The sequence below is a fragment of the Leucobacter sp. PH1c genome, assembly GCF_000633415.1.
Lineage (GTDB): Bacteria > Actinomycetota > Actinomycetes > Actinomycetales > Microbacteriaceae > Leucobacter.
In genome coordinates this window covers 23,870-39,119 of the sequence record NZ_AYMV01000033.1, presented here as the reverse complement: position 1 = coordinate 39,119, position 15,250 = coordinate 23,870, and the positions used below count along the sequence as shown (strand labels likewise).

Below are 15,250 nucleotides of genomic sequence, written 5' to 3'. Positions count from 1 at the left end.
TTGCCGGGCCCTCGTGCGTGCGGGCGGGGGAGTGCGCGGCTAGAGATCGAGCACCGAGAGGATGATCGATACCTCGGAGCCGACCTCGACGCCCGCCTCCTCGCGCACGGCGCGTTTGATGGGGAGGATGTAGCTCGCGCCGCCGCCCGTGGGGAAGATCGAGGTGCGCCACACGGTCGCGCCGATGCGGGCCTCCACCTTTACCGCTCCGAAGCCGGCTCGGGGCCGCGGGATCTCGGCGATGTCCGCGGCGAGCGGCTCGGGGAGGTCGACGAACACCCAGGTCTGCGTGCGGGCCTCCCACAGATAGGGAACCGCGGAGAATTCGACGAACACCTAGGCGATCCGAGAGCGGTCGAACGGGTCGAGGCTGATGCCGCGCGCGAGCACGGCCTTCGCCCACTCTTGCGCGGAGTGGAGGCTGTGATCCCGATAGTTGCCGCAGCTCACGGCCTCGGTGCCCGGGACGTCGGCCCAGGTGACCCGGTGCGCGAGGTCGTCGAGCGCCGACTTGATGGCGCCTGCCACCTCCTCGGGCGTCGGCTCACCCCACGCGATCAGGTGGAAGCCGGTGCGGCAGCCGAAGGGCGAGATGTCGATCAGGCCGGTGAAACGCGTGCGCAGCAGCGCGGCGAGCGTGTGCTCGATCGTGTGGAGCCCCGCGGTGGGGATCTCCTGCTCATTGGGCTGCACGAGACGGATGTCGTAGTTCGAGATCGCGTCTCCGCGGGGGCCGCGCTCCACCCCGATCAGCCGCACGTACGGGGCCAGCACCTTCGTGTGATCGAGGGAGAAGCTCTCCACCTCGGCAAGTTCGACGTCGCTCATGCGGCCAGTGTAGCGACGGCCAACGACACCGCCCCCGGTGTCCGTCACATGAGGACACCGGGGGCGGTGGCAGGATGGGGCGCGAGCCCGGCGGACCGTTTCGCGGGCCGCCTAGGCGGCGCGCGCGAGGTCCGCGCGACCGAGGTCGCCGCGGGTCAGCGCGATGCGCGTGAGCTCGCCCTGCGGGGCGCGCTCGACCCGCACGTCCCACCCGGAACGGGTGAGCCGCTCGAGGTCGCCGCGCGCGGCGCTCGGCTGGTCGGTCTCGACCAGGTAGAGCGTGCGCCCGGAGGTGCGGTACACGGAGCGGTGCTGCGCCCACTCGGGCACGTGCATCTCGCTGCCGGAACCGAGCGAGTGGTAGGGCGTGCGCAGAGCGGGTCGCTGCTGCGCGGCGGTGCGCTGGGTGCGAAGCTTCAGCTGAGTCATGATGGTGTCCTTTCCTGTCGCACCGTCGTGGTGCGATACCCGCCAAGTCCTTCTCGCGGGTGCGGGGCTCGGGATCGAGCCGGCCGCGCCGAGGCCGATGCGCGGGATGCGCAGCACGGGAACCGGCGGGCGAGGCGCAGGAGTGCATCGGAGTGATGCTTGCGCCGAGGAGCTCTGCCATGCGGCCGCGGAGTGGGAGGCATCCTGCAAGAAACGAGGAAGATCACGCGTGCCGAGTGCAAGCTCGAACCCATAGTTTAGAACAGGTCTTCGAAAAACGCTAGTGTTGATCCGAAATTGATTCGAACCGCGCGCGAGCGCAAGGGAAGAGACTGTGATGCCGGCCACCCGTACCCTGCTCGTTTTCGCCCACCGCGACGAGGCCTCCGCCTTCGCGGACGTGCCCCATCTCATCACCGGCGTGGGCAAGGTGCAGGGCGCCGTCGGCCTCGCCGCCGCGCTCGCCGAGGGCGACGTCGACCGGGTCGTGGTGCTCGGCACCGCGGGCGTGGTCGGCGACGGTCCGGACCGCCTGAGCCTCGAAGAGGTTGTGCAGATCACGGGCGTCGTGCAGCACGACTTCTCGCTGCCGTCGCCCGAGCTCGCGCCGAGCGGGGACGTGCTGCTCCCGGAGCGCACGGCGACGATCGCCACGGGCGACGTGTTCGTGAAGGATGACGCGCAGCGCGCGCACATCTCCGGGCTCGGGGCCGCGCTCGTCGACATGGAGGCGTACGCCTACGCGAGCGTCTGCGCCCGCTTCGGGGTCGCGCTGCAGATCTTCAAGATCCCCTCGGATTTCGCCGACAGCTCGACCACCGATGAGGAGTGGGACACGATCGTCTTCCGGAAGAGCGAGCAGCTGCGCGCCTTCTGGGACGCGCGGCTGGTCTGATCCCGAACCCGGTGTGCGCGCACCGGGCCCATGCGCAGCGCCTGCGCACCCCCTGAGTTTGCTATGCGCCTGTTTTCTGAGCAGGGGTTTTCCGCAACAATTCACTGAAATACCGCTCGTTCGAGGGATCCCGGAAACCTGCACTCCGTGTAGCGTGTGAACTGGAAAACCTCGGATGTCGATGGATTGGGGCGATGTGGGGAGCGGCGCACGCGTGCGTGGCGAGACGTTGGACGAGCTCGCCTCCGATCTGATCCGGCTGCGGGAACGCACCGGTGCTGCGAGCTACGCGGAGATCGCCCGGCGGATCACGGTGCGGCGGGTCGAGCTCGGCCAGTTGCCCGATGGCGCGATGATCCCGCGCTCGACCGTCTATCACGCGTTCAGCATGGGCCGTTCGCGCATCGACGCGGAGCTGGTGCGCGACATCGTGCTCGCGCTCGGCGAGACCCCCGAACGCGCGGACGACTGGGTGCGGCGCTGCGGCTCCGCGCGGAAGCACGCGACCGGGCCCGGATCCGAGACGCAGCCCGCTGCCGTCGTGCAGTCCGGCGATCGTCGCCCGCAGCTCTCCGCCGCCGATGCGCTCCGCGCCGCTCCCACGACCGATGACGACGGCCTCGTCGACGTCGCGGCCGGGGCCGGTCTTGCGCCGGTCGTGGGGCGCATCGAGCCGAGCACCGGCTCGGTTCCCGCCGTTGCGCTCACGGCCGCCTCGCACAGCGCGCTCGCCGTCTGGGCGAGCCCCGCGCGCGGCCAGGCCCAGCTCGCGGCGGCCCCGGAGACCCTCGCCGCGGCGCCCGAGGCGATCGCCGCGCTGGCGCCGCTCGCGGATCCCGCGCCCCTCGAACAGGAAGCCGAGCCGCTGGCGGATCCCGCGCTGCTCGCCCCAGCGGGTGCCCCGCGAGGACCCGCCAGCGATCGGGAGCCCGTGGTAGTCGGCGCGGCCGCACCGACGGCCCGGCCCGGCGCCGCAGCCCGGATGAGCGCCGCTCCGCGGCCCGCTGAGACCGTGCGCACCAGTGCGGCCCCTCGTCGACGCACGGGCCTGCAGCGGGCGCGCTTCATCGCGCTCGCGCTGCTCGGCTGCCTCGCCCTCAACCTCGTGGGTCAGCTCCTCGTCGCGCTGCTCCACCTGCCCGTCTACCTCGACATGATCGGTACGGCGGTGGCCGCGCTCGCCTTCGGACCGCTCGCCGGCGTGGCCGTCGGCCTCGCAACGAACGGCATCGGGATCGCCGTGAGCGGCGCCGTCTCGCTCCCGTTCGCGCTCGTGAACATCGCGGGCGCGCTCGTCTGGGCCTACGGCGTGCGCCGGTTCGGCGGCGGGGACTCGTTCCTCCGGTTCTTCTCCCTGACCCTCGCGGTGGCGGTCGCCTGTTCGCTCGTCGCCGCACCGATCCTCGCCTTCGGATTCGCGGGGATCACCGGGCACGGCTCCGAGAACGTCGTGCGCTTCTTCGCGCACGGCTCGACGCCGGAGTTCTTCGGGATCTTCGCCGCGAACCTGCTCTCGTCGATCACGGACAAGCTGCTCACGGGCTTCGTGGCGCTCGCGATCCTCGTGCCGCTCACGCGCCGCGGGGGAGCGGACGTTCAGCACCTCCCCGTCGTCGACCAGCTCGCCGGCGCGCCGCAGCGCGCGTCCTAGGGGCGGGCGTCGCGGGCTTGTCTCCGCGGGCTCGTCTCCGCGGGCGGAGGCCTGTGCCTATCGCAGCCGAGGCTACCCGGCGACGGCTGCGATCGCCTCGATCTCGACGAGCTGATCGTCGTAGCCGAGCACGGTGACGCCCATGAGGGTGCTGGGAACATCGTGCGCGCCGAACGCGTCGCGCACCACCTCCCAGGTGTCCACGAGGTCCTGCTGGCGGGTCGACGCGACGAGCACGCGGGTCTGGATCACGTGCTCGAGGGAGAGTTCGGCCGCCGCGAGCGCGGTCGTGAGCGTCTCGACGCAGCGCGCCGCCTGCGCCCGGAAGTCGCCGACGCCGACCGTGCTCCCGTCGTCCGCGAGCGGGCACGCGCCCGCCATGAACACGAACCGGGTTCCGGCCGGGGCGGTCGCGGCATAGGCGTACTCGGCGACATCGCTGAGGGCCTGCGAGCGGATGAGCTGGACGGGAGTCGTCATGGGAGTCCTTCGGAGGTGATGGGTGCGGGAGGATCCCGCGCGGGATCAGTACCCGGCGGCGGTGGCGGCGCGCTCGGCCTGCTCGGAGGTGAAGCCGTCGTACTCGAGCTGCTTGATCAGGCCGTCCCGCGAGAACGCCATGAGATCCAGGTACTGCTTCGCGGCTTCGACCGCCTCGGCATCCCAGTCGGCCTCGACGCGGTCGGCGGCCCAGGTCGCGTCCGCGGTCGAGTAGCCCTCGTACTCGAGCTGCGAGATGAGGCCCGAGTGTGAGAAGGCCATCAGATCGATGTACTCCCGCGCGGAGCGCAGCGCGTTCCGCTGGCCGATCGTCTCCCCGGACTCGTCCGCCGCCGAATCGTCATCGCGGTGATCCGTGTCGGGCGTCGCGTGCGGGGCGGGGGTCGAGGACTCGACGAGCGCCCGCCCGCGGTCGACTGAGCTGATCGCGGAGCCGAGGCTCGCGGTCGTGATGATCGATGCGAGGAGCGCGAGCGCGGCGAGGATCGTGCCGGTGAGCGCGAGAGCCTTCGGCTGCCGCTTCACGAGCGCCGCCGTGCCGAGGCCGACGCCGGCCAGGCCCAGGATGATGCCGAGCACCGGAACGAGGCCGAGGAGGAACGCCACGATCCCCACGACGAGCGCGGCGATCGCCAGCCCGGTCGCGGGGCGCTGCGGCAGCGGTGCGCCGTAGCCCGGAGCCTGTGCCCCTGCGGGCGGAACCGGCGCCGCGTACTGCGGTGGTGCGTACTGGGGAGCGCCGTACTGAGGCTGTGCGTATTGGGGCGCGTCGTACTGGGGCTGTGCGTATTGGGGCGCGTCGTGCTGTGGCGCGCTGACCTGCGGGGCGTTGTGCTGCGGCGGCGCGTACTGGGGAGCGTCGTGCTGCGGAGCACCGTACGCGGGCGCGGGGGCCTGCTGGGGAGCCTGCGGCTGCTGCGGCTGCTCGGGCTGCTGTGCCGCCTGGGGTGGCTGGGGCTGCTCGGGCTGTGGCTCGTCGCTCGGGAAAGACATGACTCAATCCTGTCATTTTCCCGAGATGGTTTCAGGCGATCCCTGAGTCGCCCCGATCTGGGTTGACGAGAACTGCGGGGCTGCGTCCTGCATGCGGGGGTGATGAGGAGGCAAATGGACAGTAAGGAATGTGAGTACCACCCCAGGTGTGACCTAGTTCGAGTATTGAAGTCGTCTTGCTCTGAAGTACTTTCTGTTGCGCGAGTTGAAGACTTCTAGCGTGCGCCCGATGAACGGTTCGAAGTGGCTGTGGAGAGAAAGGTGGGCTGATGATCGAACATTGAGCATTCCGTCGTTGCTCACCCAGAGATCGCCTCGCTCAAAGGCTGAGTCGCACCCAAACGTGCAAGCGAGCGTTGCAACATTCACGTCAATGCGCTCCTTCTCGGTGCACTCACTCCGTTGTTTGATGTGTGATGCGACAAGGTACTCGACGGGAAACACCTGGCCACAGAGCGCGCACGGTGCTGTGTCACGTAGCTCGATAAGCCGTTTGCGCAAAGTGGGTTGTTCCTTGCGCAGCTTTGCAATGCCAACTGCGTCGGTGCCGCCATCGATTGAGATACTTGCGCCTGGCTGACGTGGTTCTACGTCGAGCTGGACTCCAATTTCTGCGAAAACCGCATCGCGGATCGCCGATGGCACTCGAAAGCAGTAGCCTTCCTGACCCTGTAGAGCACCGGTTTGAACGGTGGCTTTGGGTTGGCATAGGCGGAGAAAGCACGCGGGACATCCAGGTCATGAACTACTCGTTTGCGCCCGACTCGAAGGCGCCGGGGGGTGCTGCGTCCGGCGATGTCGAAGGCGTACTCGTCTCTTCGAATGTCGTCTGCTCGGAGGGCGCGATCTCGCTCCGCGGGAACAAGGACATGCGGTCCTGTCGGCGGCTCGGAGGGCCGATGGGATTCGCGTTTGCTTCCGAGGAGCACTCGCAGCTCGAGTAGCTCACCGGGAAGCCCTATGGCGAGATCGACCTTGCCGACCTCAAAGCGCTCGACGAGCAGACGCTCGGCGTCGGGATCGTGTGCTAGGCAGGGGCATGGTTGCCTGGGGCGAGCGCAAGATGCAGGCCGCTCAGGGAGCCGTGCGGGGGCGAACGATCGCCGAGGACTACCCGGTCGAATGCGAGCCAGGCGAGCACTACCGACGTAAGGTGCCGAAGCCGGCGTACGAGGAGGTGCAAGACGAGAAAGCCGAGGCGGCATCACTGCGCACCGCCGGTCACGAGACTATCGTCGATGCCGCGCTTGCCTCCGAGACCGACTGGCTGACCCACAAGCGAGAGTTCGACATTCAAGAGGTCAACCTCGACCCGCGCGACCAGGGGACTGCAGACGGCCGACTCTCGGCTCGGAACGCGCTTAGCGATGCCGCGCGCTCTAGGTTGAGAAGCGGGCCGAGAATGCCGACTTCCCGCGCTGCGCGAGGATGGTGAGCGCGACCTTGGCGCAGCGGGGCCCGCGCCGCAGCTGCTGAGCTACGACGAGATACGGGCTGGGGTTCTCGGCCAGCAGTCGGCGCAGCTGACCGCGTTCGCCAAGACGGTCACGCGCTCGGACGGCACAATGTTGCACGAGGTGTTTGAAAACTGGGCGCGCCAGAAGCACACGAAGCTTACCCCCCAGAGCCAGTTGGTCGGGAAGCGCGAGACCTGGTGAGGTCGCCCCACTGACGGGCAGAAGAGGCTCACCGTGGATCAGATCAACGACGTGCCCGGCCCACCGGCTCCTGTAGCTTGACCGGCAACCAGGGGCTTGGATCGTGAACGTGACTGCGATCTCGCTCAACGCCGGTGCAGCCTGGGATGATTGTGGCTATGGCAGATGCGAGAAAGTTCGACCCCAAGGCCCTGGTCAAAGCGGGTCTCAACAAGGCACTGGATACACAGCAGCCTGTCGCCATGGCGAACGTCGCTCGCCTGCGCCGAGTGCACCCGGACAAATCGCCCGAGGAACTGGTCGCCTACATGAACAAGTGGTACATAAGTTCTGTCTCCGCGACCGGTGCCGGTGCAGGTGCCGCGGCTGTGGTGCCGAACGGGTTCGTCCAGGTGCCCGCTGCATTGGCCGATCTACTCACCTATCTCGAAGCGTCAGTTCTGTACGCGCTGTCAGTGGCAGAGATACATAAGCTGAACCTTGAAGACATCGAGCGCCGAAGACTGCTCGTGACAGCCGTGCTGGTTGGGAACTCAGCATCGACGCAAGTGCTCGAAAAGATCATCGGCCGAACCGCGCCCTATTGGGGTAAGAAGATTGTCCAGGCCGTCCCGATGGCGGCGATCAACCAGGCGAACCGTGTCCTCGGCCCCCGGTTCATCACGAAGTGGGGCGTGAAGACGGGGGTGCTGGTTCTTGGTAAGCAGGTTCCATTCATGATCGGTGCGGCCATCGGTGGCAGCGGTAACGGCCTGTTCGGGTGGTTTGTGGTGAAGTCGGCACGAAAGATACTCGGTCCGTTACCCGAAAGCTGGGATGAGATCGCTGAGCCAGAAGACGCGGTGCTTACCGTGGCCGTTGACGAAGACGACGCCTCGAAGGGGGAGCCTCACAGGGGTGAGGAACGCCCCCAACCGTGATGCGCCCGGAGAGAACGTAGTCGGATCGCCCCGTGAGGGAAAGACGAAGGCCCCGCCTCCCCAGCGATCTAAAGGGGAGGCGGGGCCTTCGCTCTGGCGGTGACGGTGGGATTTGAACCCACGGTAGGGGGTTACCCTACACAACTTTTCGAGAGTTGCACCTTCGGCCGCTCGGACACGTCACCGCGAAAAAGAATACGTGATTTCGGGTCCGAAAGTGAAATCGGGGGTGCTGAGCCCGTGTCGTCGGCGTGTCGCGGAGGTGCGCGCGGCCGATGCGACGGGCGTTCTGCGCGTCGAGGAGTCGCGGCAGCAGCGCCACCCCGCCCAGTGTCCGAGGTCCCCGGTAGTGTCGCAGCCATGGCGAAGACAAGTAGCGCGTTCTCCTGCACCGAGTGCGGGTGGCAGGCCTCGAAGTGGGTCGGCCGCTGTGGCGAGTGCCAGCAGTGGGGCACGGTGGTCGAGCGCGCGCGCGAGGGCGCCACGATCGCCCGCACCACGCGGGCCGTGCAGCCCGCTGCGGGGCGCGAAGCCCGGCCCATCACGGAGCTCACGGGAGACTCGGTGCGGCACCAGGCCACCGGCATCGGTGAGCTGGACCGCGTGCTCGGCGGCGGCGTGGTGCCCGGCGCCGCGATCCTGTTCTCCGGCGAGCCCGGCGTGGGCAAGTCGACGCTGCTGCTCGACACGGCAGCTCGCACCGCGGCGACGGGCGCGCGCATCCTCTACGTGAGCGGTGAGGAGTCGACCGGGCAGATCCGCATGCGCGCCGAGCGCACGGGGGCCATGCACGACACGCTATTCCTCGCCAGCGAGACCGATCTCGCCACCGTCCTCGGGCACATCGAATCGGTGAACCCCGTGCTCGTCATCATCGACTCGGTGCAGACGCTCGCGAGCGACCAGATCGAGGGTGCCGCCGGCGGCCCCGCGCAGGTACGCGAGGTCGCGGCCGCGCTTATCCGCGTCGCGAAAGGGCGCGGCACCCCGGTCATCCTCGTCGGCCACGTCACCAAGGACGGCTCGGTGGCCGGGCCCCGCCTGCTCGAACACCTCGTCGACGTCGTGTGCCACTTCGAGGGCGACCGGCAGACCTCGCTCCGCTTCCTCCGCACGCTCAAGAACCGCTTCGGCCCGACCGACGAGGTGGGGTGCTTCGAGATGACGGGCGACGGGATCCAGGAGGTTCCCGATCCGAGCGGGCTCTTCCTGAGCCGCGCGGGGGTGCCGGTGAGCGGCACCTGCGCGACCGTCGCGATGGAGGGGCGCCGCGCGCTGCCCGTGGAGGTGCAGGCGCTCGTCGCGAAAAGTGCGACGCCGAACCCGCGCCGCGTCACGAGCGGAGTCGACCCGTCGCGCGTCGCCATGATCCTTGCCGTATTGGAGCGTCGCATGGGGGCGCGCCTGCACGACCAGGACGTGTACGTCTCCACCGTCGGCGGCGTGAAGCTCGGCGAGCCCGCAGCGGATCTCGCCATCGCGCTCGCCGTGCTCTCCGCCGTCACCGACCGCCCGCTTCCGCACGATCTCGCGGCCTTCGGTGAGATCAGTCTCGCGGGCGAAGTGCGGCCCGTCGCCTCGGGAGTGCAGCGCGCGCAGGAGGCCACACGGCTCGGCTACGTGCGCCTCATCGACGCGGGCGCTGAGACGCTGCAGCAGGCGCGAACCGGCGCCGGTCTGTAGTTCCCGCCGAGGCGGAGTAGACTTGCCCATCGTGAGTAAGAACACGGTAGACGTCGTCCTCGTCGGCGGTGGCATCATGAGCGCCACCCTGGGCACCCTGATCAAGCAGGTGCAGCCCGACTGGTCGATCGAGATCTTCGAGTCCCAGTCCGAGGTTGCGACCGAGAGCACGAACGCGTGGAACAACGCGGGCACCGGCCACGCAGCCCTCTGCGAGCTGAACTACATGCCCGAAGGCGCCGACGGCAGCCTCTCGGCCACGAAGGCGATCGACATCAACGAGCAGTTCCAGCTGTCTCGCCAGTGGTGGTCCACCCTCGTGCAGAAGGGCATCCTCGGCACCCCCTCCTCGTTCATCAACCCGACCCCGCACATGACCTTCGTGCGCGGCGCCGAGAACGTGGACTACCTCCGCCGCCGCTTCGACATCCTCAAGCGGGAGCCCCTGTTCTCCGACATGGAGTTCAGCGAGGATCCCGAGCAGATCGCCGAGTGGGCCCCGCTCCTCGTCGACCGCCGCGCCAAAGACGAGGTCTTCGCGGCGACCCGCTCCACGAGCGGCACCGACGTTGACTTCGGTGCGGTCTCGCACCAGCTCTTCGACTACCTCGTCGCCGAGGGTGCGAACATGCACCTCGGCATGCAGGTGAAGAAGGTCAAGCGCCGCGCCGACGGCACCTGGGACGTGCACGTGCGTAACCGCATGGGCTACGGCCGCTCCATGATCAACGCGAAGTTCGTCTTCGTCGGCGCGGGCGGCGGCGCGCTGCAGCTGCTCCAGTCCTCGAAGATCCCCGAGATCCGCGGCTTCGGCGGCTTCCCTATCAGCGGCAAGTTCCTGAAGACCTCCAACCCCGAGATCGTCGCGCACCACCGCGCGAAGGTCTATGGCAAGGCCGCCGTGGGCGCACCGCCCATGTCCGTGCCGCACCTCGACACCCGCATCGTCGACGGCGAAGAGAGCATCCTCTTCGGACCCTACGCAGGCTTCAGCCCCAACTTCCTCAAGAAGGGCTCCTGGTGGGATCTGCCCGGCTCGATCCGGCTCCACAACCTGGGCCCGATGATCAAGGTCGGTCTGACCCAGTGGTCGCTCGAGAAGTACCTCCTCGGCGAGCTCCTCGCCAGCCGCGAGAAGCAGATGGACACGCTCCGCGAGTACATGCCCGCAGCGCGCACCGAGGACTGGGAGATGATCACTGCAGGCCAGCGCGTGCAGGTCATGAAGAAGGACCCCAAGCAGGGCGGCATCCTCCAGTTCGGCACCGAGGTCATCACGGGCGCTGAGGGCTCTATCGCGGGCCTCCTCGGCGCATCGCCCGGGGCCTCGACCGCCGTGCACGCCATGCTGGGTGTGCTGCGCAAGTGCTTCCCCGAGCAGTACGCGAACTCGTGGGAGCAGACCTTCACCGAGCAGATCCCCGTGCTCGCGACGGGCGGCCTGAACCAGGACGCCGCAGCCGCAGCAGCCTCGCTCGCCGAGACCGGCCGCGTGCTCGGGCTCATCCCCGCCGCGGACGAGGTCGCGCCCGCCGCGGAAGAGACCGCCTAAGGCTCTCCGCCGCGCGGGGATACCGCGCTCTGCAACGATCCCGCCCTCGCTCCGTGCGAGGGCGGGATCGTTCGTTTGGGCGCCGAAACGCGCTCCACCCCGACCCAGGGGAGGGTGAGGAGCAGCGGGGAGCGGCGGGCGGCGGGGAGGGGCTAGTCCGCCAGGAGGCGTTCCAGGAACGCAGCCGTGTCCTCCCAGCCCGTCACCGCGTGGCACTCCACGCCGAGCGCCAGCACCGGGTAGTCGTTGCCATCGGGATCGAGCCGGTCGCCCACGAAGAGCATGTCGTCGAGCGGGATCCCGGTGTGCTCTTCGAGCTTCCGCATGCCGTACGCCTTGTCGATGCCGCGCCGGGTGATGTCTACCGACGTCGAGCCGCCGCTCCGCACCTCGAGCCCGGGCAGCCGCGCGGCGACCGCCGCCCGGAGCGTGTTCTTCTTGGTCCCGTCGGGATCCCAGGCGTGCTTCGCGGCAACCGGCGCCTGCTGCCCGAGCGCCGAGAATGTCACCTGCGAGCCGCGATCCTCGAGGATCTCGCCCCAGGGCTCCGCCTCCCACAGGCCGAGGCGCACGGCCTCCTCGCGGAGGGCGCCGAGTGCGCCGTCGCGCTCCTCTTCGCTCAGGTGCTCGCGGTAGACGGTGCGCCAGGTTCCGGCCTCGCGGCGTTCGTAGCGGGTGCCGCAGGTGGGCAGCAGGTGGAGGCGCGCGAGCGCGTCCTCGTCGGCGCCGGCGAACTCGTCGAGACGGGCGAGCAGCTGGGCCTCGAACTGCTCGAAGTTGCCGCCCGAGATGACCGCGACGGAGGTGCGGGCGAGGAGCCGGGCGAAGACGTCGAGCATGCGCTCCTCGACGGGGGACTTCGAGGGGGCGAGCGTGTCATCGAGGTCGAACGCGACCAAACGGGGCAGGGCAGGCATCCCCCGATTCTCCCACAGCCCGCTGCGGGAGCCCGGCTCGCAGTGCGGCCGCGTGGGTGCCCGGTGCGCGCGGAGGCGGCGGCTACTCGGCGAGCACCCGGAACCGGGCGACGGCGGGATCGAGCGCACCGCGCACGTAGCCGATGGGGGAGGCCGCGACGGTCTGGAGGAACGCCACGGTCTCCGCCGTGATCTCCTCGCCGGGCAGCACGTTCGGGATCCCGGGAGGGTACGCCGCGAGCGCGTCCGCTGAGATCCGCCCGACGGCCTCGGACGCGGGGACGAGCTCGTGCCGCGCGAAGAACGCGGTGCGCGGGCGGGCTCGCATCGGCCCGGGCGCGGGCAGCGCGGGGAACGATCCGAGCGCGGGATCGGCGGCCTCAGGCGCGGCCTCGGCGCCCTCCGCGAGCGCGAAGAGTGCACGGGAGAGCCGGGACAGTTCCGGATCCTTCCCCGGCCCCACAAACGCCACGATCGCGTGCGCCGTCGAGATCTCGAGGAAGACGCCGTGCTCGGCCGCGAGGCGATCCCGCACCGCGTGCCCGCTGAGCCCCGTGGCGCCGACGTCGATCGAGACGCGGAGCGGATCGTGCGCGACGATGTCGGGGAACGCGTCGAAGCCATCCGAGATCACGGGGAAGCGGCCGTCGGCGCGCAGCTCCTCGCGGAACGTCTCGACCGTGCGGAGCGTGGCCCCGATCGCCTCGCCGCCGTGCACGAGCGCGTGCCTGGCGACATCGAGCGAGCCGAGCAAGAGGGCGCTCGCGCTCGTGGTCTGGGTGAGCATGTACGCGCGTTCGAGCAGCGGCTCGAGCTCGTCGGCGAAGGGGCCGTCGCCGAGGTGCAGCATGGCGGACTGGGTGAGGCTGCCGCCGAGCTTGTGCGTACTCGACACGGTGAGGTCCGCGCCGAGGCGGGCGGGCGACTCGGGGAGCTCGGGATGGAAGCCGAAGTGGGATCCCCACGCGCCGTCGACGACGAGCGGCACCCCGTGCGCGTGCGCCACCTCGGCGAGGCCGGCCACATCCGCGACGGCGCCGAAGTAGCTCGGCGAGATCACGTAGACGGCCGTCACGGCGTCGCCCGCGCGCTGCGCTTCGGCGAGGCTCGTGCGGAGCGCGTCGGGGGTGACGCCGTGGTTGATGCCGCGGGCGGGATCGATGCTCGGGAACACGAAGCGGGGGAGGAGATCGCCGAGGATCACCCCGTCGGTGAAGCTCGAGTGCGCGCTGCGCTGGGCGACCACGACGTCGCCGCGGCTGCGGCTCGCGAGTGCGAGCGCCGCCATCCGGTTCGCCTGCGAGGCGCCGTTCGCGAGGAACCACGTGCGTCGCGCACCCCACGCTTCGGCGGCGAGGGTCGTCGCGGCGACGAGCGGGGAGTCCGGGCCGACGTCGATGCCGGGGATGAGCGGGGGGATGTCCCGTGCGAGGGCGTGCGGGCCGACGAACGCGCCGAGCTCCTCGGAGAGCCCTGCGGCGGTGGCCCCGTGCCCGGGCACCATGAGGTTGACGGTGTCCCGCTTCGCGTGGAGGTCGAGCGCCGTGGCGTAGGGGGTGGTGGCTTGATCCAGGGGCGGGCGCTGCGGATGGGGTGCGCTGCTCGACATGGGTGCTCCTTTGCATATCGGTGCCGGGTGCGGCGCGAGCGGCGCAGCACATGTTTTGAATTGTACGCAAATTAGGTGTTTTGCATAATGTGTAATGTGCGTTACTCTTCACCGAGGCGGGTGATTCCGCCACAGTGCACGCTCAAAGACAAAGGAGTCTGAAGACATGTCCGAAACCGTTGCGCCACCCCAGACCGCGGGGCGCGGCACGCGCAGCCGCAAGCTCAGGGTGTGGGAGGTCACTGCGCTCTCCGTCGGCTTCATGGGTCCTGTGATGGCGATGGCGCTGAATGGGATCGGCGTCGCCGGTCTCGTCGGCAAGTCCGTGCCGTTCACGTTCCTGCTCGCGTTTCTCGGCACGCTCCTGGTCGGATACGGCTTTATCCGCCTGACCGGCTACTTCAGCCATGCCGGATCCGTGTACGCGCTCGCCGGGGCCACGATCGGGCCACGGGCGGGCTTCTTCGGCGGCTTCGCCCTGCTCGGCACCTACCTGTTCTTCGCGGCGTGCATCCTCGGTGCGACCGGAGTGTTCTTCGCCGCCTGGGCCGAAGAGTTCGGCGGCTTCTGGGCGCACATCCCCTGGATCCTTGTCGCGCTCGTTGTCGCTGTGCTCGTCGTCGTGCTCAACGTCCGCGAGTCCCGCGTGGTCACGCGCGTGCTCTTCGTGATCGGCGTACTCGGCGTCGTCGCGATGCTCGTACTCGCCGTCGTGATTTTCGTGCGCGTCGGCAGCGGAACCGGCCCGGTGCCCGAAGCGACGATCGACTTCACCACGTTCCTCCCCGGCGACGCGACCGCCGTGGGCATCATGACCGCGTCGGTCTTTGCATTCCTGTCGTGGGCAGGATTCGAATCGGGGAGTTCCCTCGGCGAGGAGACTGAGAATCCGAAGCGGGCGATCCCGCGGGCTCTGCTCGGCGCCATCGTCGTCGCTGGCGTGCTCTACACCGTGATGATGTTCGCGCAGACGATCGGCTACGGCACTCACGCGGAGGGGATCGAGAGTTTCGCGGGGGCGAACTCGACGCTCACGAGCCTCAGCACGCTCTACATCAGCCGCGAGTACGCGATGCTCATCGCCTTCATTGCGTTCGTGGTGGCGTTCGCCTCGGTGCTGAGCTCGACAGCGGCCGCGGCCCGGCTCATCTACGCACTCGCGCGCGACGGCTTCGGCCCGAAGCGCCTGGGGACCGTCCACCCTGTCACCAAGGTGCCCGTCGCGGCGGTGCTCACCACCACCGGGCTGGCCGTACTGCTCGCTGGCGGGATCGCCGTGTTCGGCGGGAGCGCATTCGACGCTTACTACTGGTACGCCACGATTGCGACGCTCTGCATGGTCGTCGCGTACGGCATGACTTCCGTGGGCGTCATCGTTGCGATCTTCCGCGGGAAGACTCGGATCCCGAAGTGGGAGGTTGTGCTTCCCGTCCTCGGACTGCTCTACCTCGGCTTCGTCTACGCGGTCCAGATCATTGGCCAGGAACCCCCGTACACCTACTTCCCCTGGATCGCGGGGGCGTGGTGTCTGATCGGCGGGGTCATCATCCTCGCCCGACCGGGCCTCGCCCAGCGCATCGGCGGCCGCCTCACCGCCGAAGACCTCGACTAGTC

General features: G+C 69.1%; 14 protein-coding genes and 1 tRNA gene. 7 read left to right on the top strand and 8 right to left on the bottom strand.

From position 1 onward, the window contains the following. Positions 1-39: 39 nt before the first annotated feature. The 3 genes from U874_RS0111695 to U874_RS0111685 form a co-directional block, all read right to left on the bottom strand. On the bottom strand, positions 40-336 hold the full coding sequence (locus U874_RS0111695; protein ID WP_025134721.1) for a DUF1905 domain-containing protein: 297 nt from the start codon (positions 334-336) through the stop codon (positions 40-42). Continuing rightward, positions 337-828 carry an S-ribosylhomocysteine lyase gene (locus U874_RS0111690; protein WP_025134720.1) on the bottom strand — a complete coding sequence of 164 codons (492 nt, stop codon included), beginning with the start codon at positions 826-828 and terminating at the stop codon, positions 337-339. A 111-nt stretch (positions 829-939) separates the two neighbouring features. Next, positions 940-1,257: a hypothetical protein gene (locus U874_RS0111685; protein ID WP_025134719.1), complete on the bottom strand. Its 318-nt coding sequence runs from the start codon at positions 1,255-1,257 to the stop codon at positions 940-942. Between the two features lie 337 nt (positions 1,258-1,594). Here U874_RS0111685 and U874_RS0111680 point away from each other — a divergent pair, with 337 nt between their 5' ends. After that, positions 1,595-2,152 carry a purine-nucleoside phosphorylase gene (locus tag U874_RS0111680; RefSeq protein ID WP_025134718.1) on the top strand — a complete coding sequence of 186 codons (558 nt, stop codon included), beginning with the start codon at positions 1,595-1,597 and terminating at the stop codon, positions 2,150-2,152. Between the two features lie 175 nt (positions 2,153-2,327). Beyond that, a complete protein-coding gene (locus tag U874_RS14860) occupies positions 2,328-3,803 on the top strand; it encodes a hypothetical protein (RefSeq protein ID WP_051582903.1) in 1,476 nt (491 codons plus the stop codon). Between the two features lie 72 nt (positions 3,804-3,875). Here the strand turns inward: U874_RS14860 and U874_RS0111670 are convergent, their stop codons facing one another. Together U874_RS0111670 and U874_RS15830 are read right to left on the bottom strand one after the other, a co-directional pair. Continuing rightward, positions 3,876-4,283, bottom strand: coding sequence for a RidA family protein (locus tag U874_RS0111670; protein ID WP_025134716.1), 408 nt, complete (start codon positions 4,281-4,283; stop codon positions 3,876-3,878). Positions 4,284-4,328: 45 nt separating this feature from the next. Then, complete coding sequence (locus tag U874_RS15830) at positions 4,329-5,297, bottom strand: Ltp family lipoprotein (protein ID WP_025134715.1); 969 nt, start codon at positions 5,295-5,297, stop codon at positions 4,329-4,331. Between the two features lie 1,039 nt (positions 5,298-6,336). Here U874_RS15830 and U874_RS0111655 point away from each other — a divergent pair. Beyond that, positions 6,337-6,732 carry a hypothetical protein gene (locus tag U874_RS0111655; RefSeq protein ID WP_025134713.1) on the top strand — a complete coding sequence of 132 codons (396 nt, stop codon included), beginning with the start codon at positions 6,337-6,339 and terminating at the stop codon, positions 6,730-6,732. Positions 6,733-7,113: 381 nt separating this feature from the next. After that, a complete protein-coding gene (locus U874_RS0111645) occupies positions 7,114-7,875 on the top strand; it encodes a hypothetical protein (protein WP_025134712.1) in 762 nt (253 codons plus the stop codon). Between the two features lie 94 nt (positions 7,876-7,969). Here U874_RS0111645 and U874_RS0111640 read toward each other — a convergent pair. After that, positions 7,970-8,060: transfer RNA gene (locus U874_RS0111640), tRNA-Ser, on the bottom strand. A 175-nt stretch (positions 8,061-8,235) separates the two neighbouring features. On the opposite strand from U874_RS0111640, the gene radA reads away from it, so the two are divergent. Both radA and mqo read left to right on the top strand, forming a co-directional pair. Further along, positions 8,236-9,558 (top strand): DNA repair protein RadA, encoded by a 1,323-nt coding sequence (gene radA / locus U874_RS0111635; RefSeq protein ID WP_025134711.1) that lies wholly within the window; start codon positions 8,236-8,238, stop codon positions 9,556-9,558. 31 nt (positions 9,559-9,589) lie between these two features. Then, positions 9,590-11,110 (top strand): malate dehydrogenase (quinone), encoded by a 1,521-nt coding sequence (gene mqo / locus U874_RS0111630; RefSeq protein ID WP_025134710.1) that lies wholly within the window; start codon positions 9,590-9,592, stop codon positions 11,108-11,110. A gap of 152 nt (positions 11,111-11,262) precedes the next feature. Here the strand turns inward: mqo and U874_RS0111625 are convergent, their stop codons facing one another. Together U874_RS0111625 and U874_RS0111620 are read right to left on the bottom strand one after the other, a co-directional pair. Beyond that, positions 11,263-12,027: an HAD-IIB family hydrolase gene (locus U874_RS0111625; protein WP_025134709.1), complete on the bottom strand. Its 765-nt coding sequence runs from the start codon at positions 12,025-12,027 to the stop codon at positions 11,263-11,265. Between the two features lie 82 nt (positions 12,028-12,109). Beyond that, positions 12,110-13,636, bottom strand: a complete 1,527-nt coding sequence (locus U874_RS0111620) for an aminotransferase class I/II-fold pyridoxal phosphate-dependent enzyme (RefSeq protein WP_025134708.1) — start codon at positions 13,634-13,636, stop codon at positions 12,110-12,112. 166 nt (positions 13,637-13,802) lie between these two features. Between U874_RS0111620 and U874_RS0111615 the strand changes: the two genes are divergently transcribed. Further along, positions 13,803-15,248, top strand: a complete 1,446-nt coding sequence (locus tag U874_RS0111615) for an APC family permease (protein WP_051582902.1) — start codon at positions 13,803-13,805, stop codon at positions 15,246-15,248. Positions 15,249-15,250: the final 2 nt, after the last annotated feature.

Excerpts from the sequence above, each read along its gene's own strand:
- U874_RS0111690 (WP_025134720.1), bottom strand. The coding sequence starts at position 828 with ATGAGCGACGTCGAACTTGCCGAGGTGGAGAGCTTCTCCCTCGATCAC.
- U874_RS0111685 (WP_025134719.1), bottom strand. The coding sequence starts at position 1,257 with ATGACTCAGCTGAAGCTTCGCACCCAGCGCACCGCCGCGCAGCAGCGA.
- U874_RS0111680 (WP_025134718.1), top strand. The coding sequence starts at position 1,595 with ATGCCGGCCACCCGTACCCTGCTCGTTTTCGCCCACCGCGACGAGGCC.
- U874_RS14860 (WP_051582903.1), top strand. The coding sequence starts at position 2,328 with ATGTCGATGGATTGGGGCGATGTGGGGAGCGGCGCACGCGTGCGTGGC.
- U874_RS0111670 (WP_025134716.1), bottom strand. The coding sequence starts at position 4,283 with ATGACGACTCCCGTCCAGCTCATCCGCTCGCAGGCCCTCAGCGATGTC.
- U874_RS15830 (WP_025134715.1), bottom strand. The coding sequence starts at position 5,297 with ATGTCTTTCCCGAGCGACGAGCCACAGCCCGAGCAGCCCCAGCCACCC.
- U874_RS0111655 (WP_025134713.1), top strand. The coding sequence starts at position 6,337 with ATGGTTGCCTGGGGCGAGCGCAAGATGCAGGCCGCTCAGGGAGCCGTG.
- U874_RS0111645 (WP_025134712.1), top strand. The coding sequence starts at position 7,114 with ATGGCAGATGCGAGAAAGTTCGACCCCAAGGCCCTGGTCAAAGCGGGT.
- radA (WP_025134711.1), top strand. The coding sequence starts at position 8,236 with ATGGCGAAGACAAGTAGCGCGTTCTCCTGCACCGAGTGCGGGTGGCAG.
- U874_RS0111625 (WP_025134709.1), bottom strand. The coding sequence starts at position 12,027 with ATGCCTGCCCTGCCCCGTTTGGTCGCGTTCGACCTCGATGACACGCTC.
- U874_RS0111620 (WP_025134708.1), bottom strand. The coding sequence starts at position 13,636 with ATGTCGAGCAGCGCACCCCATCCGCAGCGCCCGCCCCTGGATCAAGCC.
- U874_RS0111615 (WP_051582902.1), top strand. The coding sequence starts at position 13,803 with ATGTCCGAAACCGTTGCGCCACCCCAGACCGCGGGGCGCGGCACGCGC.